The sequence below is a fragment of the Chromobacterium sp. FG22 genome, from assembly GCF_057809415.1.
Map to the genome: position 1 here is coordinate 15,310 of NZ_JBMDJX010000035.1, position 25,115 is coordinate 40,424.

Annotated in this window: 19 protein-coding genes; 4 read left to right on the forward strand and 15 right to left on the reverse strand. The window is 68.9% G+C overall.

All coding sequences use genetic code 11. From position 1 onward, the window contains the following. Position 1: 1 nt before the first annotated feature. From ACODSD_RS22390 to ACODSD_RS22405, 4 genes are read right to left on the reverse strand one after another with little or no spacing between them, the layout of a single operon-like run. Complete coding sequence (locus ACODSD_RS22390) at positions 2 to 1,333, reverse strand: efflux RND transporter periplasmic adaptor subunit (protein WP_107801164.1); 1,332 nt, start codon at positions 1,331 to 1,333, stop codon at positions 2 to 4. A 7-nt stretch (positions 1,334 to 1,340) separates the two neighbouring features. Further along, complete coding sequence (locus ACODSD_RS22395; protein ID WP_227106332.1) at positions 1,341 to 2,108, reverse strand: efflux RND transporter periplasmic adaptor subunit; 768 nt, start codon at positions 2,106 to 2,108, stop codon at positions 1,341 to 1,343. Further along, on the reverse strand, positions 2,105 to 3,628 hold the full coding sequence (locus ACODSD_RS22400) for a TolC family protein (protein ID WP_227106330.1): 1,524 nt from the start codon (positions 3,626 to 3,628) through the stop codon (positions 2,105 to 2,107). The genes ACODSD_RS22395 and ACODSD_RS22400 overlap by 4 nt, the downstream gene beginning before the upstream one ends. A 54-nt stretch (positions 3,629 to 3,682) precedes the next feature. Next, on the reverse strand, positions 3,683 to 10,000 hold the full coding sequence (locus tag ACODSD_RS22405) for a DUF4347 domain-containing protein (RefSeq protein WP_488878371.1): 6,318 nt from the start codon (positions 9,998 to 10,000) through the stop codon (positions 3,683 to 3,685). A 509-nt stretch (positions 10,001 to 10,509) separates the two neighbouring features. On the opposite strand from ACODSD_RS22405, the gene ACODSD_RS22410 reads away from it, so the two are divergent. Beyond that, positions 10,510 to 11,292 (forward strand): class I SAM-dependent methyltransferase, encoded by a 783-nt coding sequence (locus ACODSD_RS22410; protein ID WP_107801167.1) that lies wholly within the window; start codon positions 10,510 to 10,512, stop codon positions 11,290 to 11,292. On the opposite strand, the gene ACODSD_RS22415 is transcribed toward ACODSD_RS22410, so the two are convergent. From ACODSD_RS22415 to ACODSD_RS22425, 3 genes are read right to left on the reverse strand one after another with little or no spacing between them, the layout of a single operon-like run. Beyond that, a complete protein-coding gene (locus ACODSD_RS22415; protein WP_107801168.1) occupies positions 11,264 to 11,617 on the reverse strand; it encodes an antibiotic biosynthesis monooxygenase family protein in 354 nt (117 codons plus the stop codon). The genes ACODSD_RS22410 and ACODSD_RS22415 overlap by 29 nt on opposite strands. Beyond that, positions 11,614 to 12,720: a cytochrome P450 family protein gene (locus tag ACODSD_RS22420; RefSeq protein WP_488878372.1), complete on the reverse strand. Its 1,107-nt coding sequence runs from the start codon at positions 12,718 to 12,720 to the stop codon at positions 11,614 to 11,616. Before ACODSD_RS22420 ends, ACODSD_RS22415 begins: the two co-directional genes overlap by 4 nt. After that, positions 12,717 to 13,343 (reverse strand): DUF6058 family natural product biosynthesis protein, encoded by a 627-nt coding sequence (locus ACODSD_RS22425; RefSeq protein WP_488878373.1) that lies wholly within the window; start codon positions 13,341 to 13,343, stop codon positions 12,717 to 12,719. Before ACODSD_RS22425 ends, ACODSD_RS22420 begins: the two co-directional genes overlap by 4 nt. An 80-nt stretch (positions 13,344 to 13,423) precedes the next feature. Between ACODSD_RS22425 and ACODSD_RS22430 the strand changes: the two genes are divergently transcribed. After that, on the forward strand, positions 13,424 to 14,143 hold the full coding sequence (locus ACODSD_RS22430; protein WP_107801171.1) for an ArsR/SmtB family transcription factor: 720 nt from the start codon (positions 13,424 to 13,426) through the stop codon (positions 14,141 to 14,143). A 257-nt stretch (positions 14,144 to 14,400) separates the two neighbouring features. Here ACODSD_RS22430 and ACODSD_RS22435 read toward each other — a convergent pair whose 3' ends face one another. Further along, a complete protein-coding gene (locus ACODSD_RS22435) occupies positions 14,401 to 14,850 on the reverse strand; it encodes a hypothetical protein (protein WP_488878374.1) in 450 nt (149 codons plus the stop codon). A 1,143-nt stretch (positions 14,851 to 15,993) separates the two neighbouring features. Between ACODSD_RS22435 and ACODSD_RS22440 the strand changes: the two genes are divergently transcribed. Both ACODSD_RS22440 and ACODSD_RS22445 read left to right on the forward strand, forming a co-directional pair. Then, entirely contained in the window at positions 15,994 to 16,548 is a 555-nt protein-coding gene (locus ACODSD_RS22440; RefSeq protein WP_488878375.1) for a cysteine hydrolase family protein, read from the forward strand. Between the two features lie 21 nt (positions 16,549 to 16,569). Further along, positions 16,570 to 16,956 (forward strand): VOC family protein, encoded by a 387-nt coding sequence (locus ACODSD_RS22445; RefSeq protein ID WP_488878376.1) that lies wholly within the window; start codon positions 16,570 to 16,572, stop codon positions 16,954 to 16,956. Here ACODSD_RS22445 and ACODSD_RS22450 read toward each other — a convergent pair. The 7 genes from ACODSD_RS22450 to ACODSD_RS22480 form a co-directional block, all read right to left on the reverse strand. After that, the gene (locus ACODSD_RS22450; protein ID WP_488878377.1) at positions 16,880 to 18,346 is read right to left on the reverse strand and encodes a lipid II flippase MurJ; all 1,467 of its coding nucleotides are present in this window, start codon (positions 18,344 to 18,346) and stop codon (positions 16,880 to 16,882) included. The two genes, ACODSD_RS22445 and ACODSD_RS22450, sit on opposite strands and share 77 nt — an antisense overlap. 13 nt (positions 18,347 to 18,359) lie before the next feature. Further along, positions 18,360 to 19,220 (reverse strand): acyltransferase, encoded by an 861-nt coding sequence (locus ACODSD_RS22455; protein WP_199225973.1) that lies wholly within the window; start codon positions 19,218 to 19,220, stop codon positions 18,360 to 18,362. Beyond that, a complete protein-coding gene (locus tag ACODSD_RS22460; RefSeq protein WP_488878378.1) occupies positions 19,217 to 20,644 on the reverse strand; it encodes an O-antigen ligase family protein in 1,428 nt (475 codons plus the stop codon). Before ACODSD_RS22460 ends, ACODSD_RS22455 begins: the two co-directional genes overlap by 4 nt. Continuing rightward, positions 20,641 to 21,744, reverse strand: coding sequence for a glycosyltransferase family 4 protein (locus tag ACODSD_RS22465; RefSeq protein ID WP_227106306.1), 1,104 nt, complete (start codon positions 21,742 to 21,744; stop codon positions 20,641 to 20,643). The genes ACODSD_RS22460 and ACODSD_RS22465 overlap by 4 nt, the downstream gene beginning before the upstream one ends. Then, positions 21,728 to 22,969 carry a glycosyltransferase family 4 protein gene (locus tag ACODSD_RS22470; protein ID WP_227106305.1) on the reverse strand — a complete coding sequence of 414 codons (1,242 nt, stop codon included), beginning with the start codon at positions 22,967 to 22,969 and terminating at the stop codon, positions 21,728 to 21,730. The genes ACODSD_RS22465 and ACODSD_RS22470 overlap by 17 nt, the downstream gene beginning before the upstream one ends. Beyond that, positions 22,966 to 24,294, reverse strand: a complete 1,329-nt coding sequence (locus ACODSD_RS22475; RefSeq protein WP_488878379.1) for a cellulase family glycosylhydrolase — start codon at positions 24,292 to 24,294, stop codon at positions 22,966 to 22,968. Before ACODSD_RS22475 ends, ACODSD_RS22470 begins: the two co-directional genes overlap by 4 nt. Then, positions 24,287 to 25,115, reverse strand: an 829-nt coding sequence (locus ACODSD_RS22480) for a glycosyltransferase (RefSeq protein ID WP_488878380.1), incomplete at its 5' end; no start/stop codon positions are given. The genes ACODSD_RS22475 and ACODSD_RS22480, both read right to left, overlap by 8 nt.

The window sequence follows — 25,115 nt, forward strand, 5'->3', positions numbered from 1 at the left end:
CTCACCACCCCAGCCATTGCCGCGCGGCGGTCAGCGGCCGGCGCAGCGCGTAGTAGATCAGCGGCACCCAATCGCCGTAGACGCGGGCGGTGCCCATCTGCCCCAGCCGCGGCTTGTCGCCGCCGACGAAGCGGGCTTGCAGCCGATAGGCGAGCAGGCCGCCCTCCACCGCTTCCGCCTTGTAGGCGACGCGGAGGATTTCCGCGTCGTAGGACTCGGTGGGCGAAGCGTTGGGATAAAGGGTGATCTTGCCGCCGGGCGCCACGTCTATGGCTTCCGCCGCCGGCAGCCAGGCGGCCAGTTCCACGTGGGCGGGGTCGGCCAGCGTCATCACTTTCTCACCCACCGTCACCGCCTTGCCCTGCCAGTCGTTGCGGTCGGAAAACACCACCACGCCGGCGCTGGGCGCGGTGACGTGCAGCCTTTGCAGCTCCAGTCCGGTGTATTCGGCCGCGATGCTTTTCTCTTCCAGCTTGGCGCGGTCCTGCGCCATGGCCAGCTTGCCCTTGTCGTCGGTGACCGCCAGCTGAGCGCTGGCGCGGAAGCTTTCCTGCGCGGCGTCGCGCTCGCGCGCGGCCATGGCGAACTGGCCGGCCAGCGAGGTGGCGTCCAGATCGAACAAGGGATCGCCGGCCTTGACGCGCTGATTGGGCTGCACCTGGATGCGGTCTATCACCCCGCTGAGCGGCGCGCGCAGCAGCACCGGATTTTGCGGCGCCACTTCGCCGCGCGCCAGCACGCTGAGGCGTATCGGCATGCAGGCCAGCAACAGCGCGGCGATGAGCAGCCGCCGCTGCTTGCGGCCGGGCCGCAGCCATTGCCCCGCCAGTTCCCGCCAGTTGCGCCGGGGCGCGAAGCGCAGCAGCGCGTGGCCGTAACCGTGGGCCAGCTCTTCCGCCAGCTTGCGCTCGTAATCGCTCCACGGCAGTTCCCGCGCCAACAGCCAGGCGCCCTGCTCGCCCAGGCGCAGCCACAGCGCGTGGGCCGGCAGCCAGGACGACCAGTCCTCGGCCAGCGCCGCGGGCAGGTCGCCGGCCTCGAGCAAGCGGCTGTCCTGCCCGACTTCCGGCCCGCCGGATTCCGCCAGATGGCGGAACAGGCGGGACAGCCACTGCATATAGGGCGCGGTGGGGTCCAGCTCGGCCAGGCCGGACAGCGCCGTCACGTGGCGATGCAGGCCCTCGCGCCAGACCGCCGACTGGCGGTAGGGCAGCAGTTGCTGGCTTTCGTTGACGATGATGAAACCCAGCTGCTCGGCGCTGACCGCATCGCGTCCGCGATGCAGCAGCTGCAGCAGGCCGGCCAGTTCCCGGCTTCTATCGGCGTGCCCCATGCACGGCCTACTTGAAGCTGGCCCAGCCGCTCATCCCCGGCAGCAGGCTGGCGCCGTTGCCCTCGATGACGCCCACCGCGAGGATGGACTGGCTGACCGGATCGATCTGCGCGCCCAGGCGTTCTATCCTGGCCGGGAAACTGGCGCCCAGTTCGTCCACCGCCACGGTGAACTTGCTGCCGGGCTTGAGTTTGGCCAGCCATTTGGACGGCACCAGCATGCGCAGTTCCAGCGAGCCGGAATCGACGATGTCCAGCACCGGGTTGCCGGGGCTGACGTATTGATGCACGGCGGCGATGCGGCGCGCCACGCGGCCGTTGAACGGCGCGCTGATCACGCATTTGCCGACTATGGTCTGCATATAGCTGGCGTCGGCGGCCGCTTCCTTGGCCTTGCCCTGGGCCTGGGCCACGTCCAGCGCGCCGGCGGAATTGAGCTTGGCCAATTGGTTGTTGACCTTGAGCAGCTGGCTGGCGGCCTCCAGCGAAGCCTGGGATTTGCGCAGCTGGGCGCGATAGCTGCCGCAGTCGAACTGCACCAGCGCCTGCCCCTTGCTGAAGCTGGCGCCCTCAGGCACCGGCAAGGCCGCGATCTTGGCCGCCACTTCGCCGGACAGGGTGACGGCGTTGCGCGCCATCAGCTGCACGCGGATGCGGCCGTCGCTGGCGTTGGTCACCGGCGCCGCCGGCGGCTTGGGCTTGGCCGGCGGCGTGGCCGCCTGGGCGCAGGCGGCCGCCAGCAGGCAGGCCGCGGCCCTCAGAACCGTCAACTTCATGGCTTGCTCCCCGCCACCTGCCCCTGCCAACGCGTTTCCGCGCCCTTGAAGGCGGCAGCCAAAGCCGGCAGATCATAGCTGGCGGTGCTTTCCGGCAGCGGGTCCATCCCCAGGCTGGAACCCATCTGGCCGTAGGCGTTTTGCAGATCGCCGTAGCTCTGGTACAGCCGCAGCGTGGAGAACACCGCGTTGGCGTCGGCCAGGATCGCCGGCAGGCGGCCTTGCACGCCGCTGTCGGTGGCGTTGCGGTTCTGCACGTAGATGCGCTGTTCCACGTCGTTGAGTTCTTGTTCCAGCCCGAACTGGCGCGAGCGGCCTTTGAGATCGAGGTAGGCCACGTGCACCTGGGTCAGCACCGCCATGTTCAGCGCCATGCGCTGGGTCTTGGCCACTTGCAGCTGGGCGTCGGCGGCCTTGGTGATCGGCCCGGCGCTGAACAGATTGAGCAGGTTCCAGCTGATGCGCAGGCCGGCGTCGCTCCAGGAGTTGTTGACCAGGAATTTATTGCTGTCGTAGTTCTGTCCGATGCTGAATTCCAGGCCCGGCAGCAGCTTGGCGATGGCCTTGCGGGTTTCGGTGACGCCGATGCGTTCGTTGTAGCGTGCCTCGTTCAGCTCCGGCCGGTTCAGCAAGGCCATTTCTTCCATCTGCTCCAGCTTCAGGCCCAGCGTCGGGGTGGGCAGCCCTGCGGGCACCGCCACCTTGAAATCGGTGCCGGGCGGCACGTTCATGATGGCGGCCAGCTTGGGCTTGGCCTGGGCCAGCGCGTTGCGGATCATGCCCATCTGGCGGATCACGTCCAGCAGTTGGCGACGGTAGTTCAGCGCCTCCAGCGGCGCGCGCAGTTTCTGCTTCTCCACCTGCCGCGCGTCTTCCAGCGCGCGGTTGGTTTCCGCCAGCAGCGCGTCGATGCGGCCTTCCAGCTGCTGCGCGCCCACCGCCTGCCACCAGGCTTCGCGCACTTGCTGCATCAGCTGCTGCGCCACTTTGCGCTTGCGCTGTTGCAGGATCAGCATGCGGTCGGACTGCTGTTGGGCGGTGTAATAGCTGACGCCGAAGTCCAGCACGTTCCAGCTCAGATTAAGGTCGGCGGTATGGCTGCGCTTCTCCGAGGAGATAGACGGCACCAGCGATTGTTCGCCGGTGGCCACGTTCTGGGACGAGGACGCGTTGTCCTTGTTGCGGGCGGTGTAGCCGGCCGCCAGCGCCAGCTTGGGCAGCATGTCCAGGCTGGACAAGTCGAGTTGGCGCTGCGCCATCGCCTCTTCCATCAGCTTGACCCGGTAATCCAGGTTGTACTTCAGCGCGCGCGCCATCGCCTCTTGCAAGGTCACCGGCCCGGCCAAGGGCTCCTGGCTGCCGAACATGGCCTGGCGGTCCGCCGCCAGCGTGGCCTGGCGGTCGCTCAAGCTCATCGGCGCGGGCGTGACCGCGCAGCCGGTCAAGGCCAGCGCCGTCAGCGCGGCCAGCGTTGAATAAACGCCGCGGCCGGCCCCTCCCCCCTGTGTTGCTTTCTTCATATCGTCCCCTGTGCGGTTTGTTGGTTTAGTGGCTCGCCGGCTAGGACCTTGCGGTCAAACCGCGTCCTCCGCCTGCAGCCATCCGGCGATCTGTTGATCGAAGGCGGGCTTGCCGTGCTGGCGGAACTGCTCGTGCAGGGCCGGCTTGCCGGCCGCCGCTGCTTTTTCCGTCGCCGCGGCCGCCTGCTCGCCCGCGCCGGTTTTCAACTGCATATGGGTGACGCCGCGGTGGCCGTTCTGGTCGCTGACCGTCACTTCCAGAGACAAGGAACGGTTCCAGCCCGCCGGCGGCGTGCCGCTGAAACGACCGGTCTGCGGATCGAACTTCAGCCAGGCCGGCAGCGGCTGGCCATTGCTCTGCCGCACCTGGATGTTCAGCACCGCGTCCGGATTGCGGGTGATCACGGTGCCGGGCGGCAGGCTGAAGTTGAAACCCTGTCCGGCCACCAGCGGCCGCACGCCCAGATCCGGCATCACTTGCAACGGGGCGCCGGAGGTGCCGCCCAGATTGGAAACAAAGGGCAGGCCGGCGTTGCCGCGGCCAAACGGCTCGCTGGGCGTCGGCGCGAAGCGGTCCTGGCCGAAGGCAAGCTGGATGGGATTGCTCGTCTGCGGCCCCGCCGGGCCCTGCGGCGTCGGCGCGGCGCCCGGCCCGTTGCCGTTGCCCGCGCCGCTCACCGCGGCCAGCACGATATTGGGCGTGATGGGCGCGATATTGATGACCGGCGCCGCATTGGGCGGCAGCGGCGCGTCCGCCGGCGGCACAGGCTGGATCGGCGGGGGCGTCTCTGTCCTTGCGCTGCGCAACTGGTAAGCCGGCGCCACCGTTTGCTGCTGGGTCACATTGCCGGCCAGGTCCGCCGCCGCGCCGGATTTGAGCGCCAGCGCCACCGAGCCCACGCCGCTGACCCCGGTCAATTGCACCACGTAGTGGCTGTCGCTGATGCGGACGATATTGCCGATGCCGGCGCTGGCGCTGCCGCTGGTGATCACGCTCAGATCGCCGGCGCTCAGGCCGACGATGGGTTTGTTCAACACCAGGTCGTAACGCAGGCTGCCGGCGACGCCGGAGGCCGGGTCCAAGCGGGTGAAGGACTGCGGCGCCGGCGCGGTGGTGTCCACGACAACGGTGAACGAGGCCGACTGCGCGCTGATGTTGCCGGCCGCGTCGGTGGCCGTGGCGCGCACGCTGTGGCTGCCGTCCGCCAGCGCCTGGCTCAGATTGAACAGCCAGACGCCGCCGCCGTCGGCGGTGGCGGTGCCTACCTGCACGCCGTCGATGAACACGGCCACCTTGCTGCCCGCCTCGGCCAGACCGGTGACGCTGGGGCGGTTGACGTTGGTGATGCCGTCGCGGTTGCTGGAGCCGCTGTCGGTGGCCAGGCTCAGACCGGTATTGGCCGGGCTGTCCGGCGCCACGGTGTCCACCGTGATGATGTAGGCCGTCGATTGGCCGCTGGCGTTGCCGGCCAGATCAGTGGAGGTGGTGCGGATGCTGTGATTGCCGTCCGCCAAGGCGCTGCCAAGGCTGTAGCTCCACGCGCCGCTGCCGTCCGCCGTCGCCGTGCCCACCGCCGTGCCGTCCACATACACCGTGACCGTGCTATTGGCTTCCGCCGTGCCGGTGACCGTGGGCCGGTTGTTGCCGGTGATGCCGTCGCCGTGATTGCTGCCGGTGTCCGTCCCCGTGCTCAAAGCCACGCCGGACGGCGCCGCGGGCGCGCTATTGTCTATCACCACGTTGAAGGCGCTGGATTGGCCGCTGCTGACGCCGCCGCTGCTGACCACGGCGGTGATGGCGTGCGCGCCGGAACTCAGGCTGGAGACAAAGCTGTAACTCCAGGCCCCGCTGCCGTCCGCGACCGTGCTGTCGATAGGCACCCCGTCCACATAGATGATGACAAGGCTGTTGGCGATCCCGGTGCCGGTCACCGTGGGCGTGGCGTTGCTGGTGACGCCGTCGCTATGACTGCTGCCGGTGTCGGTGCCGCTGGTCAGGCCGGAGACGCTGGGCGGCATCAGCTGCAAGGCTATGTTGCGGGTGACCGCCGCGCTGTTCTTGGTCCCGTCGTTGACGGTGAAGCTGACGGTGCGGGTGGCGGTATTAGGCGAGCCGGCGGTGTCGATGTAAGTGACCGCGCGCAGCGCCGCCTGCCATTGCGCCAAGGTGGCCGTGGCGCCGCTGGACGTCAGCGTCAGCACCCCGGTGCCGGCGTTGTAACTGGCCGTGATATTGCCCATGGTGCTGCCGTTGTTGGTGAAGGCCAGCACGTCCTCGCCGCTTTGGAAGTTGCCGCTAATCGCCACCGTGGCGCTGGCCAGGGTGGTGTTGTCCAGATCCGACACGGTCAGGCCGCCGTCCACCGGCGTGGCGGCGCCGCCCACCACATAGGCCCCGGCGCTGCCGGTGGTGGTGGCGACAGGCGTTTGATCCGTGGCCGCCACGGTGACGGAACGCGTCGTCGCCGCGCTGTCCTTGCTGCCGTCGTTGACGCTGAAACTGATGGTGCGGGTGGCGGTATTGGGCGTCACCGCGGTGTCGGTGTAGGTGACCGCGCGCAAGGCCGCCTGCCATTGCGCCAGCGTGGCCGTGGCGCCGCTGGACGTCAGCGTCAGCACCCCGGTGCCGGCGTTGTAGCTGGCGCTGATGTTGCCGAAGGTGACGCTATTGGTGTTGCTGAAGGCCAGCACGTCCTGGCCGCTCTGGAAGTTACCGCTGATGGACACCGTGGCGCTGGCCAGCGTGGTGTTGTCCAGATCGCTGACCGTGATGCCGGAGTCCACCGCCACCGGCGTGGACGTGGTGTTGTCCCCCGCAGTGAAGGCCGCGCTGCCACCGCTGGCGGTGGCGATAGGGGTTTGGTCCGTCGCCGCCACAGTCACGCCGCGGGTCACCGCGCCGCTGTTCTTGCTGCCGTCGTTGATCTGGAAGCTGACGGTGCGGGTGGCGGTATTGGGCGTCACCGCGGTGTCGGTGTAGGTGACCGCGCGCAGCGCCGCCTGCCATTGCGCCAAGGTCGCCGTGGCGCCGCTGGACGTCAGCGTCAGCACCCCGGTGCCGCTGTTGTAGCTGGCGGTGATATTGCCCATGGTGCTGCCGTTGTTGGTGAAGGCCAGCACGTCCTGGCCGCTCTGGAAGTTGCCGCTGATCGACACCGTGGCGCTGGCCAAGGTGCTGTTGTCCAGATCGCTGACCGTGAGGCCGGGATCCACCGCCACCGGCGTGGACGCGGTGTTGTCGCCGGCGGTGAAGACCGCGCTGCCGCCGCTGGCGGTGGCGATAGGCGTTTGATCCGTGGCCGTCACCGTCACCGAGCGCGTGGCCACGCCGCTGCTGGCGCTGCCGTCGTTGACCTGGAAGCTGACGGTGCGGGTGGCGGAATTGGGCGTCACCGCCGTATCGGTGTAAGTGACCGCGCGCAAGGCCGCCTGCCATTGCGCCAAGGTGGCACTGCCGCCGCTGGAGCTCAGCGTCAGCACCCCGGTGCCGGCGTTGTAGCTGGCGGTGATATTGCCCATGGTGCTGCCGTCGTTGGTGAAGGCCAGCACGTCCTGCCCGCTCTGGAAATTGCCGCTGATGGACACCGTGGCGCTGGCCAGCGTGGGGCCGGCGTTATTGCTCACCGTGATGCCGGAATCCACCGCCACCGGGGTGGACGCGGTGTTGTCGCCGGCGGTGAAGGCCGCGCTGCCGCCGCTGGTGGTCACCACCGGCACCACCGCCACGCTGACGGTGGACGCCACGGCCAGCGTGGTGGTGTCCACGCCGCCGTTGCTGGTGCCGCCGTTGTCCTTGACGCTGGTCAGCGTCACCACCCGGTTGCCGATGGAGGGGCTGCCATTGCTGTCGCGATAGGTGATGCCGTTGATCACGCTGGCCGCGGTGCTGCCGGAAACGCCGCTGCTGCTGATGGACACCGTGGCGGTGCCGCCGGACACCGAGACGGTGACGCTCAGGCCGTTGCCGCTGGTGGTGACCGAGTTGCCGTTGGTCAGCGCCACATTGCTGCCGTCTATGGACAGGATTTCGCTGCTGCCGTCTTGCAGGCCGGACACGGTCAGCGTCAGCAGGATCACGCTCTGGCTGGATTCGACGGCGCTGACGCTGGCGCCGCTGAACACCGTCACCGCGGAGCCGCCCATCGTAAAGGTGGGATTGGAGGCGGTGGCGCTGCCGGTGGGCGCGTCGTTCACCGCGGCCACCGTCACCGTCACATTGCTGGAGCCGGTGCCGCCGCGGCCGTCGTTGACGCTGACGTTGATGGTGCGGGTGGCGGTGTTGGGATCGTTGCTGCTGTTGTTGTACGTCAGCGCCGCCAGCAGGGTGGCCACCCGCGACGGGGTGGCGTTGCTGTTGAAGGTGACGATCAGATCATGGCCGCCCACGCCGTCGCCGTTGCTGGCGATCACGCCTATGCTCACGCCGCCCACCGTCACCACGCTGCCCACGCTGGTGCCGCTGGACAGGGACACCGAGCCGCTGGTGTCGACGCCCAGCACATCCTGGCCGCTCTGGCCGTTGGCGGAGATGTGCACGGTCAGATTGCCGCTGTTGAAGTTGGGGGTGTCGCTGTCCGTCACCGTGACCGCGGTGCCCACGTCCAGTTTCACCGCGCCGCCTTTCTCGGTGAAAGTGGGGTTGTCGCCGTTGAGGTTGCCGATCACCGGCGCGGAATCCGCCGCCACCGTCACCGTCTTGGTCACCGCGCTACTGTTGATCGCGCCGTCGTTGATGGCGAAGCTGATGGTGCGGTTGCCGGTATTGGGCGACAGCGAGCTGTCGGAATAAGTCACCGCGCGCAAGGCCGCCTGCCATTGAGCCAGCGTGGCCGTGGCGCCGCTGGACGTCAGCGTCAGCACCCCGGTGCCGCTGTTGTAGCTGGCGGTGATATTGCCCATGGTGCTGCCGTTGTTGGTGAAGGCCAGCACGTCCTGGCCGCTCTGGAAGTTGCCGCTGATGGACACCGTGGCGCTGGCCTGGGTGCTGCTGTCGGAGTCGGACAGGGTGATGCCGCTGTCCACCGTCACCGCGGTGCCGGTGCCGCTGCTGTAGGCGCTGGAGCCGCCGCTGGCGGTCAGCGTCGGCGCAAAGCCGAAATTGATGGCGTTGATGGCGCCTATGCCTATCATGCCCGTCACATTATGGCCGCTGGCCGCCAACACCCGGAAGGAATCGATGCCCTGGAAGGCGCTGTTGCCGGACACGTTGAAAGTCACCAGCCCGCCGCTGCCTTGCAGCGCGTCGCCCACGTTCAGCGTCAGCGTCGCCCCGCTGACCGCCACGCCGTTGATATAGCCGACCAATTGCAGATTGCCGCCGGAAGTGGCGGAGTCGTAGCCGTTCAGCACCACGCCGATGGAGTTCAAGGTAAAGCGGCTGCTGTCGTTGGACTTGACGCTGAAATAGGAGATGGGAATGGTGCCGTCGCTATAGCCGTCCACCGTTTCCGTGGTCACCGAGCCGGCCTTTTCGACAATAATCGTCTGGCCGCCATTATTGGTGGAGCCCAATTGCAACGTGAAATCCCAGCCCTGGAGGTTGCCGGCGCTCACGGTACTGCCTGAGGGGTTATAGGTGTTGCCGTCCGATGTGGTGAAATCGGTGGTGCCGGTTACCGGCCGCGCCAGCAGGGCGTCGTAGCTGAAATGCAAGGCATCCACGTCGATATGGCCGCTATTGCGCTCCAGCGTCCAGTCGCCGCCCAGGCGCGCCGCGCCGGTGGCGTCGGTGGACGCGGCCACGTCGGCCTGAGTGTAGCGGGACAGCGCGCTGACGAAGGCCGCGCCGCTGCTGCCGGCGGCGATGTCGCAGCCGTAGAGCAGGATGTCGCCGTCGGCGCGCAAGGATTGGCCTATGGTTTTCAGGTCCGCCTGGCGGCTGTCCAGCTTGGCCGTGGTCAACTCCATGCTGCCCAGCATCAAATCCCCGCTCTGGCCGTGGGAAATGATGTGGATGGCGGCGTAGCCATGGTGGGTCTTGGCCCACTCGGCGATCTGGCTCAGGCCGTCCTTGCCGGCGTTGAGCACCACCACCTCCATGCCGGCCGGCATTTGCGCCAGCAGGCTTTGGTAATTGGCGACATTGGATTCGACGAACACCACCTGCTTGGGCGGCGCGGTCGGCGCCAGCGCCGCTGCGAGCTTCTCCGCCAGACGCTCCACCGCGGCCGATCGCGGCGCTTCCGTCTGCGCCGGGCGTTCCGCCGGAAGCGGCGCGTCCGCATGCGCCGAGGCGGCGGCGGCCGTGGCGGCCGCCGCGCCGTCGAACATCAACCTGGGCTCCAGAGCCTGCAACAGCAGGCGCGAGCGCTTGAGAGCCGGTGTCTTCTTGTCACTGCCTTGCGATTGCCCCGCTGATTTCCACCACCCCATCACGCTCTCCCGGATTATTTCGGCTTAAGCGGCTGTTCAACATCTTGCGAGCAAGAGCGAGACAAGGCGAAGACGGCAGAGAAGGCGGAATGTACATACGGTACATAGGCCTTTCTTAAGACGTATCCGCCCGCTGACGCTTCACCAAACGCAACAAGCATTGAACAGACGCCAAGACCCAGATCGAACCACGCTTGCGACTACATCCCAAAAGCTGCTTAGCGGATTAGAACCGGTATCAAAGCAAAAATAAATGACAATTAAATAAATTCGAATCAGAACAACAGCGACACCGTAACAAACCGGGCAGCCGGCAAGCTGACAAAAGCTGTCAAGCGCGACCAAGAAGCCCCCTCTTTAAAAAATAGTTGTTCCTCACGCGAAGTAAGCTAAGTGCAAATACGTAGCACACATGATATTTGTTCAACATATTCAAAATCCCCCGGCTTGCCCTCGCCCGCCGCATCCCGTATCGTTCGTCCGCCGTCCGCCCATCCAAGGATTTCTCCATGCCCGCCACCCCGCTGTACTGCGCCCGTCCCGACCGCCTGGACGCCGCCCGCCTGTTGAGCCAGCGCTTCGCTCTGCCGCTGCTGGAACAACGGCCGGAGCAGGGCTATTGGCTGGAATTGGGCGAACAAAGGCTGGAACTGCTGACCACCGGCAAGCACGGCGCGGTGTATGCGGAATTCGTCGAGGGCGCGGCCAAACATCGGCGCGAACAGGGCGGCGGCCGCGGCCAACCGGTGGCCAAGGCCATCGGCCTGAAAGGCGCCAAGGAACTGCCCTATGTGGTGGACGCCACCGCCGGCCTGGGCCGCGACAGCTTCGTGCTGGCCGGGCTGGGCTGCCGCGTCACCCTGGTGGAACGCTCGCCGGTGGCCGCCGCGCTGCTGGCCGACGCGCTGGAACGCGCCGCCGGCCACCCGGACACCGCCGACATCGCCGCGCGCATGCATCTGGTGCACGCCAGCTCCATCGCCTGGCTGGCCGCGCTAAGCGAGGCCGAACGCCCGGACGTGGTGTTCGTCGATCCGATGTTCCCGGACACCGACAAGAAAAGCGCCGCCGCCAAGAAGGACATGCAGGCCTTCCAGCAGGTGATAGGCGACGATCAGGACAGCGCCGCGCTGCTGCAAGCCGCCATCGCCGCGGCCAAGAACCGCGTGGTGGTGAAACGGCCGCGGCTGGGCGCGGCCATCGAGGGCGTGAAGCCGTCCGCGGTGCTGGACGGCAAGTCCACCCGTTTTGATCTTTACGTGATCAAGGCCTTGCATCCAATTCAGGGCTGACGCCATCGGGCGCTTGCGCCCGCTCGTTCATCCCATAATCCCGCAACACCGCCGCCACCCGCAGCCGGTAATCGGCGAACAAGGCCTCCCGGCCCTGCCGCTGCGCCGCGCGGTGCGGCTCCAGCCGCCGCCAAGCCGCCACCGACGCCTCGTCGCGCCAGAACGACAGCGACAACATCCTCTCCGGCCGATTCAGGCTGACGAAGCGCTCGATCGACAGAAAACCGTCCGCCTCCGCCAACTCCCGCCCCAGGCGCTCCGCCCAAGCCAGATAACCGTCCCGGCCGCCTTCGGCCAGCTCCACCTCGAAAATCACCGCAATCATTCCGTTCTCCCTTTCTCGCCATAAAGGCGCACCCGCGCGTTGGGCAGCCGGCGAAAACGCGCCGCCGCCGTCAAGTCTTGCCAATCCGGCCGCGCCGCCGCCAATGCCGCCAGGCCGCCGCGCGCGATCTCCAGCGCCAGCGCCCGGCCCGGGCAGGCATGCCGGCCGGCGCCGAACATCAAGGCCTCGCCCGGCCCGGCCGGGTCCAAAGCCGCCGCCGCCAACACCACCAATACCGAAGCGCCGGCCGGCACCGTCTGGCCGCCATGGGACCAATCCCGCGCGACGAAACGGCGAGTGTTGTGCAAGACCGGGTCCTGCACAGCCAGCCCATCCCACTCCGCCGCCGCGCCCGCCGCCAGCGGCCGGCCCTGAGCCTGATGCCAGACCGCGGCGGCGAACAGGCCGGCGCCGGAGTCCAGGCTCTGGAACAGCAGGCCGATCACATTCGCCGTCAGCGTCGCCTCATCCGGCGCCAATTCATTCCTTAGCTCAGCCAGCATGCCGCCGGCCCGCGGCAGCGCCTCCGCCACCCGCGCCTGCAAAGCCGTCAAGGCCCGCTCTCCGCGCGCCAGCGCCTCTACATCGGCATCCGCCGCCAACGCTTGCGCCAGCGCCGCCGCCTCCGCGACCAAGGCCGGCGCGTCCGCCGCCGGCAGACCCAACAAGCCGGCCAGCGTCAGCACCGGCAAGCCCTGCGCCATCCGGTCCAGCACCTCGCCGTTCAAAGGCTCGCGCATCAGCCAGTCCCGCGCCAGGCTTTCCGACAAGCGCCCTGCTTCCGCGCCCGCCGCCGTCGCCAAGGCCCGGCTCAAAGCCGCCTTCAGCGCCGGATGGCGCGGCGCCTCGCTCATCCGCGCCCACAGACAGAACGTGCGCGCCAAGCCGCCGTCGCCCAACTGCGGCGGCGCCGCCTGATCCAGCGGCCGCACCCGGCACTCCGGCGCGGCCAACACCGCCTGCGCCGCCGCGTGGCCGGCCGCCACCCACACGCCCAGGCCGGCATCAAAATACAGCGGCCGCCGCTGCGCCAGGTCCTGATAATAGGGATAGGGATGGGCGTGAGTCACCGCCGCCAGCGGGTCCAAAGGCCAGGCGCTCATGCCGCCTCCGTCAGGTAAAGCCGCCGCGTCAGCTCCACGCAGCGGACGCGCGAACTGGCCGCCCGCTCATGCGGCGCAAACGGCGCCGCCACCCCATCCAGCGCCGTCACCGCCCAGGCCAGGCGCTCGCGCCGGGCCGGGTCCAGAGCGGGCCGGCTTTGCCGCTCGGTCAGCGCGTCGATCAAGGACACCAGCGCCTCCTTCTGCGCAATCTCCCCCGGCAAGCCGGCGCGGGTGCACACCCCGTAGCCGCCGGCCAGGAAATCCCGCCACGCCGCCTCCCAATCCGGCTCCGCCTCGGCGGGCGGCAGTTCCAGCACCGCCAGCCCGGCGCGCCACTGCCGGCCGAAACAGGCGCGCAGGCACTCCGGATCCCCGTCCAAGGCCAGCGCCTGGCCCAGCCAGCACAACATGCCCTGCGGATACCAGGCCGACTCCGCGCTCAGCGCCGCCGCGCCCATACAGGACGCCGCCTCCCCGCTCAGCGTCAGCCGGTAGGACGGCCACGGCGCCGCGCCGGCCCGCTGCCAGGCGCGCAAGGTGTCCAGGCTCACGCCGCTGCGCGCCAGCAAGGCCGGCTCGCTCAGAAAATGGCTATGCAGATAGCCCAGCAAATCCTCCATTCCCGCTCTCCTTGTTCAAGCTTGACGATGGGTTTATCGTAGCCGGCGGCACCCGCCAAAGTTTCAGCCGAGGATGAACCATGCTTGCAGCCCCGCACGACCGCATACCCGACATCAGCCGCCTGGCCAGCCTGCTGGCCGACCCCGGCCGCGCGCTGATGCTGCTGCTGTTGCAAGACGGCCGCCTCTACCCGGCCAGCGATCTGGCCCAGGCCGCCGGCCTGTCGCCGCAAGCGGCCAGCAACCATCTGGCCAAGTTGCTGCACGGCCAGGCGGTGCGGGTGGAACAACGCGGCCGCCACCGCTATTACGGCCTGGCCAGTCCGGCCATCGCCCACGCGCTGGAAGCGCTGTCCGCCGCCGCCGGCGAAAACCGGAGCGCGGTGCGCCCCAAGGGCAATGCCGACATCCGCCTGGCGCGCAGCTGCTACGACCACCTCGCCGGCCGGCTGGGCATTGCCGTCGCCGACTTCCTGCAACAGCAGCAACTGCTGCAACGGCGCGAGGAGCGCGAGTTCGCGGTGACGCCGGCCGGCGCGGACTGGCTGGCGGCGCGGCTGGACATTCAACTGGCCGGCATCGCCCGCCCGCGCCGGCCCTTGGCGCGCGCCTGCCTGGACTGGAGCGAGCGCCGCGACCACATCGCCGGCAGCCTGGGCGCGGCCTTGTGCCAGGCCTTTTTACAACGCGGCCTGACCGAGCGCCGCAGCGACAGCCGCGCCTTGCGGATCACGCCGGCCGGTTACGCCTTCTTGAAACAGGAATGTGGAGTGGGCAGCGAGCAGTTGCGGGGGGATTAAAGCGGTTTGCGCGAGGGGGCGCGGCGGATGAGTCCTTGGGCAGTGTCGGCGGAGGATATCCTCCCACCCAAGCAAACCATCCGCCGTAGGGCGGAGCGCGGCGATACCGACGCGGAAACGCGATGGGACCGATGCTTGGATCTTGGCGGCGGGGCTTGGTGGGTATCGCCTATCGGCTCCACCCACCCTACAAATACCCCCGACCAAACCATCCGCCGTCGGGTGGGTGGAGCGCAGCGATACCCACCGCAAGACGCTTAGCGGTTGCGCAGGCGGATGCGGCGGAAGCGCGCTTCCAGGCTGAAGCGCCGTCCCAGCGCCAGGTAGATCTGGTGTTGGCTGTCTACATGGCGGTAGACCCGGACCCGGTCGGCGCCCAGCAGCATCATGATTTCCAGATAGTTGAAAAAGCCCATCCACTGGCCGCGTCCGGCGCGGTCGTCAAAATCGATGTCGCGCGCCACGCGGCTGAGCAGGCCTTTACCGACGTATTCCCGGTTGTCCTTCAGCCATTGCAACAGGTGAGCCGCGCATTCGCGGCCGTAGGCGTGGTCGGCGAGGAGATCCTTGCTGGGCGTGGGCATTTGCCAGTAATGCCGATAGGTGCGGCCGGGGCAGAAACGAACAAAGGGAAGCAGCGCTTCCTGCTGTTCCAGCGAGTGCAGTTTGTAGCGGCGGCGACGGGGGAAGTTTTGAGCGTGATGCATGGTGTTTCTCCTGCTGTGACACAAGATAAACCACCTGCCGGGGGAAGGCTGAGGTATTGGGCAGGCGCGTGGCAGGATTGGCGTACCGGACACTGTTAACCCGGTGAGTGCATAGCACTCTCCCACCATGCGCCTGCCGAATGGCACGACCATGGAAAAGCAGCTTGCGCAGGGGTCTGCGCAAGCAAGTTAACAGTGATTACGGGACGCCAATCCCGTGTGCCGCGTGTGGGCGGCAACGTGGGGATTGTTGCCGAGGGGGCGGTTGGGGTCAAGGTAGGGTGGTTGGTTTGCTTGAGCGTGGCTTACTTGTTGAGTGATCTGGTTTTGAATCCGCTGCGCGGATGATGGTTTTCATTGCCGGGGCTGCCCGGCAGGCAGGAAGGGGAATTTGCTCGGCCAAATTCCCTATCACTGAGCGAATCAAAGATTCGCACGTAGACACCCCAAAGGCCGCCCTGCAAGCCTGGCCTACGGCTTCCCGCCGGGTCCCGTCAGGCCCGAGGCGCGGCTGAACTCGCGATTTGCTAACGTCAAATCGCTCAAACAGGGCAGCCGCTTAAAACCTCGGGCCTGCCACCCGGCGGCAGGCTTGAAGGGACCAGGGGCGCGTCGGATACATGCTTTCTTTTAGGGAGCTAGGCTTATCCACAGACAAGAGCAATGGGGTCAAGTTATTCACAGAAATGACCCACTTCGCTAAACCACCTCTCTTATTCAAAAAAGACCACCTTGTGTAGCGCCCAAGTGTCCCCTCGGGGCGCGCCGGAGAAAAAGGGGTCTGCAAGGTTTTAAGCGGCTGCTTTGTTTGAGCGATTTGACGCTAGCAAATCGCGAGTTCAGCCGCGCCTTGCAGGCCCCTTTTTCTTCGGGGTTTCGCGTCCTGGGGGACGAGGGGGGCTGGAAGGGGGCGGCGGCCCGCCCCCTCCCCGTTCGCCGCGCGGAAAGCGGCACCTAAATCATCATCCGCGCAGCGGACTCAACAGAAAAGCCCTCACAAATCACAGCGCAATCAAAGGAGGACACATCTCTCCGTGAAAGCAGATTCAACAAAGCAACCCTCTCCAAATACAGAGCAATCTATCGAACACCCCCGCCTCCCCTGCTACACTAAACCCCCGCCATGACCCCGGCATCCCCGCCATGCACACCGCCCCCGCCCTCATCATCATCGACATGCAACAAGGCATGAGCCGCCCCGAAGCCGGCCCCCGCAACAACCCCCAGGCCGAAGCCAATATCGCCCAACTGCTGCACGCCTGGCGCCAGGCCGGCGCGCCGCTGGTCCACGTGCGCCACATCTCCCGCACCCCGGGATCGCCGTTCTGGCCCGGCCAGCCCGGCGTCGAATTCCAGCCGGCGCTGGCGCCGCTGGCCAGCGAACACGTGATGGAAAAGAACGTGCCGGACGCCTTCGCCCACAGCAGCCTGGAACGCTGGCTGCGCGTGCGCGGCATCGAACAACTGCTCATCGTCGGCGTCAGCACCAACAACTCGGTGGAAGCCACCGCCCGCAGCGCCGGCAACCTCGGCTTCCGCACCCTGGTGGCCGCCGACGCCTGCTTCGCCTTCGACAAGGCGGACTACGCCGGCACCCCGCGCAGCGCCGACGAGGTACACTCAATGGCGCTGGCCAATCTGGACGGAGAGTACGCCCGCGTCGTGCTGTGCGCCGACATGCTGCGGCAGCTGCAATAAACCCTGATCAGGAGCCCAACCATGCAATTCGCCTACACCATTCTCTATGTCTCCGACGTCGCCGCCTCGCTGGCCTTCTTTGAAAACGCCTTTGGCATGAAGCGCCGCTTCCTGGACGAATCCGGCGATTACGGCGAGCTGGACACCGGCGCCACCACGCTGGCTTTCGCCGCCCACCCGCTGGGCCGAATGAATCTGCCGGAAGGCTATGTGGCGGCGGACGCCTCGCCGCTGCCGCTGGGCATGGAGATCGCGCTGACGACCGACGACGTGGCCGCCGCCCACGCCCAGGCCTTGCGCCACGGCGGCGTTGAGCTGCAAGCGCCGTCGCTCAAGCCCTGGGGCCAGACGGTGTCCCATCTGCGTTGTCCGGATGGGCTGCTGCTGGAGCTATGCTCTCCGATCTAAAACGCCAGCCCAGCCCCAACAGCAGCACGACTCCGGCCAAGGCGGCCAGCGCCAGTTGCGGCCACGGCCCGGAGCCGCGCAGCGGGAACAAGACAAGCCCGGCGACGATCAGCGACGCGCACGCCGCCACGCCCTGGCGCGCCAGCCTTGACGGCAAGCCCTGACCCAGCCGGACGGCCAGCAGCGCGCCGGTCAAGCACACCCCGGCCAAGGCGGCCAAGGCCAGGCCGGGCAGACCCAGCCAGCGCGGCAGCGTCAGCAACAGCGCGGCGCTCAGCGCGCTGCCGGCCAGTTCCACCGCCAACGGGCCGCGGGTGTCGCCGCCGGCGTAGCAATAGCGCGCCAGCAGCGCGTTCCAGGCGCCGAACACGATGCCCGGCGCGTACAGCGCCAGCAGCAGCGGCAGGTCGCTCGCGGCCAAGCCGGCCGGCAGCAGCAGCGTCACCAGCGCCGGCGCGGCGCCGATCAGTCCGGCCGCCGCCGGCAGGGTCAGCAGGCCACAGGCGGCCAGGCCGCGGTCCAGCAGCCGCAGCCGGTCCGCGTCCTGCGCGCCGCTCATCTTGCTCAACAAAACCTGGTTCAAACTCATCAAGGCGATCAGCGGCAGATTGATCAGCTTGCGCGCCAGATTCAGCAGGGTAATCGTCCCCTCGCCCAGCAGCGAGGCGGCCAGGCGCTCCAACAAGCCCAGGCCCTGGCTGGCGGCCCCGCTGGCCAGCAGCGGCCACAGCCGCCGCCAGACCTGCCGGACATCGCCGCGGCCAGCGCGCAGCCAGGGCCGCCAGCCCAGCCGCCAGTTGCCGGGCAGCAGCGCCGCCGCCATCAACCCGCTGCCGGCCAGAAAGCATTGCGCCAGCGTCGCCGCCGCCGCGGCCGGCCCAGCCCAGTACAGATAGAGCGCCGCCGGCAGATTGAACAGCAGCGAGCCCAGCCCGGCCAGCAGGAAGCGGCCCTGCGCTTGCAACGGCGCCGCCAGCACCGCCTGGACCAGCAGGCCGGGCGCCAGCCAGGCCAGCCAGCGCAAAGCGGCGGCGGCCGATTCCGCGTGAGCGGCGCCGATGCCGGGGGCCAGCGCCCGCGTCAGCCACGGCGCGGCCAGGCTCAGCAGCGCCGCCAGACCCAGGCCCGCGGCCAGCCAGTGGCGCAGTTGACCGGCCAGCCAGGCGCCGCGCCGCGCCGGCGCCTGAGCTTGCCACAAGGGCAGCAGCGCGGCGGACAGCAAGCCGCCGGCCAGCAGGGTGCGCAAGGCTTCCGGCAGGAACATCGCCACCAGAAAGGCGTCGCTGCGGCCGCCGGCGCCCCAGGCGGCCACCAGCAGCCACTCGCGGGCGAAGCCGGCCAACAGGCCGGCCAGCGTGGCCAGGGTCAAGAGCGCGGCGGGACCGAACATGGACTCAGTGTCATTAGTGGAACAGGGTGAACAGCCCCTTGCCGCCCACCTTGTAGTTGAGATCGCGCGGCCGCTCGCCCATGGGCTTGGCCCCGCTGCCGCCGACGATCTTGTACGGCGCCACTTCCTTGCCCACCACGGTGTTGGCGGTGACCACCGCGCCGCGGCCGATGCGCGCGCCGTGGCCGATCAGCGCGCCGGTGGCGATCCAGGCGTAGTCGTCGATATAGACCGGCGCGGACACCGACCAGAATTCCGGCGCGCTCAGGTCGTGACTGCCGGCGATGATCTTGGCGTAGGAGGCGATGGCGACGTGATCGCCAATGATCAGCCCGGCGCGGGCGTCCAGCAGGCAGTGCCAGGCCACGCAGCTGTCCGCGCCTATCACCAGATTGTTGACGCCCAGCACCTCGGTGTTGCGCCACACGCTGGAGCCCTTGCCGATGCGCGCGCCGCCCAGGCGCAGCCAGGCCAGCCGCAGGTGGTGGGACGGCAGCTTGTTGATCAGGATGTTGTAGCCCTGCTCCCAGGCGCGCAGCCAGCGATCCTTGAAAGTGGCCCAGTTGAGGCCGTAACGCGGCACCAGCTGGGTGGGCACTTCGTCGCGCAAGAGCGCGTAGAAGCGGCTAGCCAAGGGGTGCGGGATGCGGCTTTCCATGTCGACGGAGACGATGGACACGCGCGGTTCCGCGGCGTCGCCCTCCTCGAAGGCCACGTTGTTGGCCAGCATCCAGTCGTAGGCGGCGGCCAGCTCCGCCGCCGGCGCGCCCAGACGCGCGGCGTAGCCGTCCAGCCGCTCGCGCAGCGCGCTGCTGTGGTAAATGCGGTGGCGCAGCGTCAGCGCCGGCGCGGCGGGAAGATCGGTGGGTTTCATCGCGGTTTCGCTTTCGGATCAACGGTTTTCGGGCCGGCGGGCGCGACGGCGCTCAATAGCGGATCGCCGCGGCCGGCCAGCCGGCGCGCCGCTTGCAGATTGACGCCCATCAGCAGCCAGAACAGGCCGATCAGCACCATGGTGAAGCTGTAGTAGTGGTCGAACAGGCCGGTGAGCAGCGCCGCCAGCAAGCCGGACAGGGTGCCGAGCCAGATCGCGCGCTCCGGGTCCAGCGCGGACAGCGGGCCGCGCGGCCGCGCCTCGCGCCACCAGGCGACGGTGACGGCGACGAAGAGCAGCATGCCGGGCGCGCCCAGCTTGTAAACGTAATTGAGCCAGAGGTTGGAGATGCCGAGCAGGCCGCTGTCCGGCGGCGGCGGATCCACTTTGAAGCCCAGGCCCAGCGGATAGGCGCGCATCGCGTCGGGGAAGCGGCGGTATTCGTCCATGCGGATTTCCGTACTGGCGTTGCTGGCGGAGAAGGTGGTGGCCAGGCGTTCCTGCAAGGGCGGATAGAACAAGACCAGGGCCAGGCCCAGCGCCGCGGCCAGGCCGATGATGCGGCCGGCGTGGGGGGGGCGCCGCCCCCTCAGCCACAGCAAGACCAGCGCCAGGCTGACGATGGCCCCGCGCGAAATGCTGAACAGCAGGCCGGCCGCGCCCAGCAGCGCCACCGTCAGGCCCAGCAAGCGCCGCCAGCCGCGCTGCGCCAGGCCGTAGAAGAAGGCCAGCGGCAGGAAGAGCGCCAGCGCGCCGCCGGTGAGATTGGGATGCACCCAGGGCGAGGCCATGCGGGTGTAGTTGGCGGAGAAGATGTCGCGCACCGCTTCCGGGTGGGCGTAGCGCAGTTTTTCCAGCACCGGGATGAAGCTGTTGGCGTCGCGGTCCTTGAGGAAATAGCCGATGGACAGCAGCAGCATGGCCAGTGTGCCCAGCAGCAGCGTCACGATCAGGCGGTCGCGGCTGCGTTCGTCCGGCAGCAGCAGCGGCGCCAGAAACAAGGCGGACAGATTCAGCAGCCAGCGCGCCCAGTTGACCGGGCCGTTGCCGTCGGCCTGCACCATCAGCTGGCCCGCCAGAAACGGCAGCAGGCTGAAGGCCATCAGCCACAGCAGCAGCTCTTCGGCGCGGCCGCGCGGCCATTGCAGGAGGCCGACGGCCAGCCGCGGCAGCGCCCCCAGCCAGGCCAGGCCCAGCAAGGCCTCGGACACGGTGACGCGCACGCCCAGTTGCACCGTGGCGTAAGGCGCCAGGGTGGCGGCGAGGCCGAACAGGGCCAGTCCCAGCAAGGGCGCGCGCAGCACGGCGACGCCGGCGCAGGCGGCGGCCAGCGCCAGCGCGGCGGCGGCCGGGCTGAGCAGGGCCAGCAGGCCGCCGAACAACAGCCCGCAGCTCAGGGCGAGCGCGCGATTCAGCGGCGTCATGCCAGCAGCCTGTCCAGCAGTTGATCCACGCGGCGGCGGTAGGCGTCCATATCGTAGCGGCGCGCCCAGGCGCGGTTGGCGTCGACATCGCCGTCCGGCCCGGCCGCGGCCAGCCGGTGCATCAAGGCTTGCAGCTCGCCGCCGTCGTTGGGGGCGAATCGCGCCGCTTGCGGTGGCGCGACCTCGTCCAGCGCGGAGCCGGTGGCCACCGCCACCGGCGTGCCTTGCGCCAGCGCCTCGATCACCGGCAGGCCGAAGCCTTCGGCGTAGGACGGCTGCCATAGCCGTTCCGCCCCCGCGTACACCGCGCTCAGCATGGCGTCGTCCAGATCGCTGAGCCAGATCAGGCCGTCCAGCCGCCGCAGCTCCGCCGGCAGGTCTTCCGGCCGCGCCACCAGCGCCAGCGCCGGCAGGTCCGGCTGGCGCTGACGCGCTTTCCGCCATTGCTCGACGAACCAGGGCATATTCTTGCGCGGCTCGCGCGCGCCCACCGCCAGCCAATAGCGCGCCGGCAAGCCGGCCGGCGGCTCCGCGGCCGGCCTCGCCGGCTGCGGCACCGCGTTGGGCAGCAGCGCCAGCTTGGCGCGCTGACGCGGAAACAGCCGCGCGGCGGCGTCGGCGGTGAATTGCGACGGCGTCCAGACCGCGTCGGCGCGTTGCAGGGAGCGCGCGGTGCCGGCCCAATCGATCACGCGATAGGCCAGCGCGCGCAGCAGGCTGACGTGGTAGTTGTCCAGGGTCAGCTGGAACACATCGTGCAACAGCATGGCGTAGCGCACGCCGCCGGGCGCGCGCCAGGGCGGCAGCCCGGTGTTGGCGGTGGCGATGTAAAGATCCAGCCGTCGGGCGCGGATGGCCTGCGGCAGAAAGCGGCATTCGAAATGCCAGCGCTCGCGCGGGCGATGCAGCCCGTCGGCCGGGCTGGGCCGCGCCGGGCATTCCGCCAGCCTCCGGTGGGGATGGTCGGCCGGGCAGGCGGTGAAACGCAGCACTTCCACGTTCGGCCGCGCCGCCAGCGCGGCCTCCAGCGCCAGCACTTGCCGCGCGATGCCGGAGCGCGGCGCGGCGGTCACCGGGCGGTAGTCAATTCCGATGCGCATGTCTCAGCTCCCGGTACAAGGTTTCCAGCTGGTCGGCGGCGATGGCCCAATCGTGCCGCCGCCGCACGAATTCGCGCCCGGCCGCGCCCAGGCTGGCCGCGCGCTCCGGCCGGCTCAGCAGCGCGGCCGCCGCCTCCGCCAATTGCTCGGCGTCGTCGCCGCGCAGGTATTCGCTGTCGGGACGCAGGTCCAGCCCGGACGCGCCCTGCGGCGTGCTCAGCAGCGGCAGGCCGGCGGCCAGCGCCTCCAGCACCTTGAGCTTGGAGCCGCCGCCCTGGCGCAGTCCGGCGATGAAGGCCGCGGCGCGCCGCTGCTGCGTCGGCAGTTCCGGCACGAAGCCCAGCCACTCCAGCCGCGCGTCCGGCCAGCGCCGCGCCCAATCCTCCGGCATCGCGTAGCCGCATATCGCCAGCCGCGCCCGCGGCAAGCGCCGCCACAGCCTAGGCATCACTTCCGCCGCCAGCCAGACGGCGGCGTCGCGGTTGGGCGGGTATTCGAAATTGCCGACGAAGAGCAGACGCTGGCTGGCGTAATCCGGGCGGACTTCGGCGAAGGCGTCGGCGTCCACGCCGTTGATCACCACGTCCACCAGCCGGCCGCTGTGCTGGGCCATCGCCGCGGCGTCCTCCCAGGTGACGGCGGCGACGCGCTCGGCGGCGTTCAGCGCCAGGGCCGCCCAACGCCGGTAACGCCAGCGGTCCCACCAGACGAAGGGCGCGCACCAGCGCGGCAGATGCTGATAGGTGGCCGCGCCCAGTTCGGACTCGACATTGTGCTCGGTCAGCAAAAAGGGCTGACGGCGGCGGTCCAGCGCTTCCAGGAAGGGCTGCAAGCCGTAGCTGTGCTCGATCTGCACCACGTCCCAGCGCTGGCGCAGCAGGCCGTCGAATGTGCGGCTCAGATCAGGCGACAGGCCGTTGACGCTGGCCAGCATCGGGTAGGGCCCCAAGGCCGCCGCCAATAGCGTCAGCGGGTGCTTCAGCGGCCGGCGCGGCAGCACGATCAGCCGTTCCACAATGCCTTCCAGCTGGCGGCGGCAGGCCTCGCTGGCCGGTTCCTTGCTCTGCACCAGCAAGGTGATGCGGTGGCCGCGCGCCGCCAAGGCGCGCAGCAGCTGGAACTGGCGCAGCTTGCCGCCGCTGGTGGTGGGCCAGGGCAGATACGGCAGGGTCCATAGAATGCGCAGCGGCGGACAGCCGCCAAGGGAAAGAGAGGCCGGCTTCATTCTCGCCACTCCAGGATTTGCAGCTGCGGCTTCACCACCACGCTCAGGCTGTCGCCGGCGGCGCTCAAGGCCGCGCTGCTTCCGCTCAAGGGCTGGCGCAGCGTGGCGCGGGCGACGCCGGGCAAGCGCGCCGCGCCGCCGTTCGCGCTCCAGAACATCCACAGGCGCGCGCCGTCCGGCTTGCGCCAGGCGATGCTGTACAAACCGTCCGGCGCGGCGTCCAGGCGCGGCGGCGGCGCCGGCTCCAGCCGCGGGCCGGTGATGGCGAGAAAGCGCGCCAGCGCCTTGTAGGCGGGCTTGGGCTTGCCGTTCAGATCCAGCAAGCCGTAACCGCGGTCGCGCGCGCTGGCGCGCTGGTCCAGATCGGACAGCGCGAACAGAAAGACGCGGTCGTAGTCCAGCGCGCTCATCAGCGCCAGCCGGCGCAGTAAATAATCCGCCTGGCCGTCGCGGCCGATGATGTCCTGCTCTTCCTTGGGGCCGGCGTAACTGGACCAGCCCCATTCGGTGGCCCAGATGCCCGGCGCCTTGACCTGGCGCAGCCGGGCGTTGATCTGCTGAGCGCGCAGCACGAAGTCCCGCGTTTTAGGATCATCGCCCTCAGGCTGCTGGCTGTAGGGGTGGTAGGCGACGATGGTTTTCAGATTCAGCGTGCCCTTCTTGCCCAGTTCCTCCAGCATCAGGCCGCCGCGCACCGGCATCTGGCTGTAATAAGCCATGCCGGCCATCACCACCGGCTTGCCCGGCGCCGCGGCACGCAGCGCTTCCGCGCTGGCCTGCAACAAACGGCCGTAACCTTCCGGGCTGGGCAGCGGCCGCCAGAAGCCGGGCAGGTTGGGTTCGTTCCACACCTGCCAGGCGTCCACCGCCGGATAGCGCTTGGCCAACATGGCCATGCGTTTGGCGAACACCTTGTCGTCCTTGGGCGGGTACTGGTCGCTGGAACCAAGCAGCGGCGGCACGCTGCTGGCGAAGGGCGCCGATCCCACCAGGTAGAACACCGATTTGAGCTTCTGCGCCTTCAGCGTGTCCACCAGCTGATCCAGCGGCGCGAACACGAACTGGTTTTCCTTGGGCTCGTGGCGGTCCCAATGCAGGTCCACCCGCACCCAGCTCAGGCCCAGCGATTTGAGCTGCTGCATCTGGCGCTGGTATTGCTCCGGCGTGAACCAGAGGAAGTGCGCGTTGACGCCGAGAAAGTCGCGCCACACCACCGGCCGGCCGGCGGTCAGCTCGGTGGTTTCGGCGCGCGGGCCGGCCGCGGCCAATGTCAGCGCCGCCGCCAGGACCAGCGTCCGCCACGCCGCGCCGCGCGCGCTAGCCATGCGCCCTCTCCCCCAGCGCGGTCTGGAACATGCGCAGAAACTGCGTCGCCACGCGCGGCCAGGCGCGTTCCCGCCCCAGGCTGCGCGCCTGTTCGCTGTGCAGACGCAAGCGCTCGGGCTGACGCAGCAGGCTGATCAGGGTCCGGGCCAGCGCCGCGCTGTCCCCGCGGGCATAGACCTCTCCATTGCCGAAGGAGGCCTCCTCGGCCAGCGCGCGCGCGTCGGAACAGACCACGCCGCGGCCGCAGGCCACGGCCCAGGAAAGCGCGCCGCTGGCGCCGCACATCCGGCCCAGCAAGGCCAGCTTCCACGATTCCCGATACGGCAGCACCATGGCGTGATGGGCCTGGATCAGGCCGGGGATGTCGGTGGCCGGCAGGTCCGGCCGCCATTCCAGCATGTCCCGGTGCAGCCCCAGCAGGATGGCTTGCTGGCGCAGGGATTCCAGATAAGAGCCGGAGCGGCCGAAGGCGACGTCCGGGGCCACGCCGCCCGCCAGGGTCAGCCGCACCCGGTCCCGGGTGTCCGGTTCTTGCTGCAGCAGGGCCAGCGCGTCCAGCACATCCTCTATGCCCTTGCCCTGGTAGATGTAGCCGAAGTACAGCAGCCGCAACGGCCCCTGCGGCGGCAAGGCCGGCAGCGGTTCGGCGGCGATTTCGCGATTGCCGTGCGCAATGTGGAACACCCGGCCGTCCGGCAAGCGCATCCGCCGGGCCAGGCCTTCCGCGCCGGTGGCCGTCAGCGTCACCAGCCGGGTCAAGCGCCGCGCCAGCCGCCGCTCGCGCGCCAGCGTCAGCGGGGCGGCCAGCAAGGCCGCGGCC

What these genes read in the sequence shown, in the direction of transcription:
- ACODSD_RS22470 (WP_227106305.1), bottom strand. Translation starts at nt 22,969, where the DNA reads ATGAAGCCGGCCTCTCTTTCCCTTGGCGGCTGTCCGCCGCTGCGCATT.
- ACODSD_RS22415 (WP_107801168.1), bottom strand. Translation starts at nt 11,617, where the DNA reads ATGATTGCGGTGATTTTCGAGGTGGAGCTGGCCGAAGGCGGCCGGGAC.
- ACODSD_RS22460 (WP_488878378.1), bottom strand. Translation starts at nt 20,644, where the DNA reads ATGACGCCGCTGAATCGCGCGCTCGCCCTGAGCTGCGGGCTGTTGTTC.
- ACODSD_RS22390 (WP_107801164.1), bottom strand. Translation starts at nt 1,333, where the DNA reads ATGGGGCACGCCGATAGAAGCCGGGAACTGGCCGGCCTGCTGCAGCTG.
- ACODSD_RS22455 (WP_199225973.1), bottom strand. Translation starts at nt 19,220, where the DNA reads ATGAAACCCACCGATCTTCCCGCCGCGCCGGCGCTGACGCTGCGCCAC.
- ACODSD_RS22465 (WP_227106306.1), bottom strand. Translation starts at nt 21,744, where the DNA reads ATGCGCATCGGAATTGACTACCGCCCGGTGACCGCCGCGCCGCGCTCC.
- ACODSD_RS22430 (WP_107801171.1), top strand. Translation starts at nt 13,424, where the DNA reads ATGCTTGCAGCCCCGCACGACCGCATACCCGACATCAGCCGCCTGGCC.
- ACODSD_RS22420 (WP_488878372.1), bottom strand. Translation starts at nt 12,720, where the DNA reads ATGAGCGCCTGGCCTTTGGACCCGCTGGCGGCGGTGACTCACGCCCAT.
- ACODSD_RS22440 (WP_488878375.1), top strand. Translation starts at nt 15,994, where the DNA reads ATGCACACCGCCCCCGCCCTCATCATCATCGACATGCAACAAGGCATG.
- ACODSD_RS22405 (WP_488878371.1), bottom strand. Translation starts at nt 10,000, where the DNA reads ATGGGGTGGTGGAAATCAGCGGGGCAATCGCAAGGCAGTGACAAGAAG.
- ACODSD_RS22475 (WP_488878379.1), bottom strand. Translation starts at nt 24,294, where the DNA reads ATGGCTAGCGCGCGCGGCGCGGCGTGGCGGACGCTGGTCCTGGCGGCG.
- ACODSD_RS22395 (WP_227106332.1), bottom strand. Translation starts at nt 2,108, where the DNA reads ATGAAGTTGACGGTTCTGAGGGCCGCGGCCTGCCTGCTGGCGGCCGCC.
- ACODSD_RS22445 (WP_488878376.1), top strand. Translation starts at nt 16,570, where the DNA reads ATGCAATTCGCCTACACCATTCTCTATGTCTCCGACGTCGCCGCCTCG.
- ACODSD_RS22435 (WP_488878374.1), bottom strand. Translation starts at nt 14,850, where the DNA reads ATGCATCACGCTCAAAACTTCCCCCGTCGCCGCCGCTACAAACTGCAC.
- ACODSD_RS22425 (WP_488878373.1), bottom strand. Translation starts at nt 13,343, where the DNA reads ATGGAGGATTTGCTGGGCTATCTGCATAGCCATTTTCTGAGCGAGCCG.
- ACODSD_RS22450 (WP_488878377.1), bottom strand. Translation starts at nt 18,346, where the DNA reads ATGTTCGGTCCCGCCGCGCTCTTGACCCTGGCCACGCTGGCCGGCCTG.
- ACODSD_RS22410 (WP_107801167.1), top strand. Translation starts at nt 10,510, where the DNA reads ATGCCCGCCACCCCGCTGTACTGCGCCCGTCCCGACCGCCTGGACGCC.
- ACODSD_RS22400 (WP_227106330.1), bottom strand. Translation starts at nt 3,628, where the DNA reads ATGAAGAAAGCAACACAGGGGGGAGGGGCCGGCCGCGGCGTTTATTCA.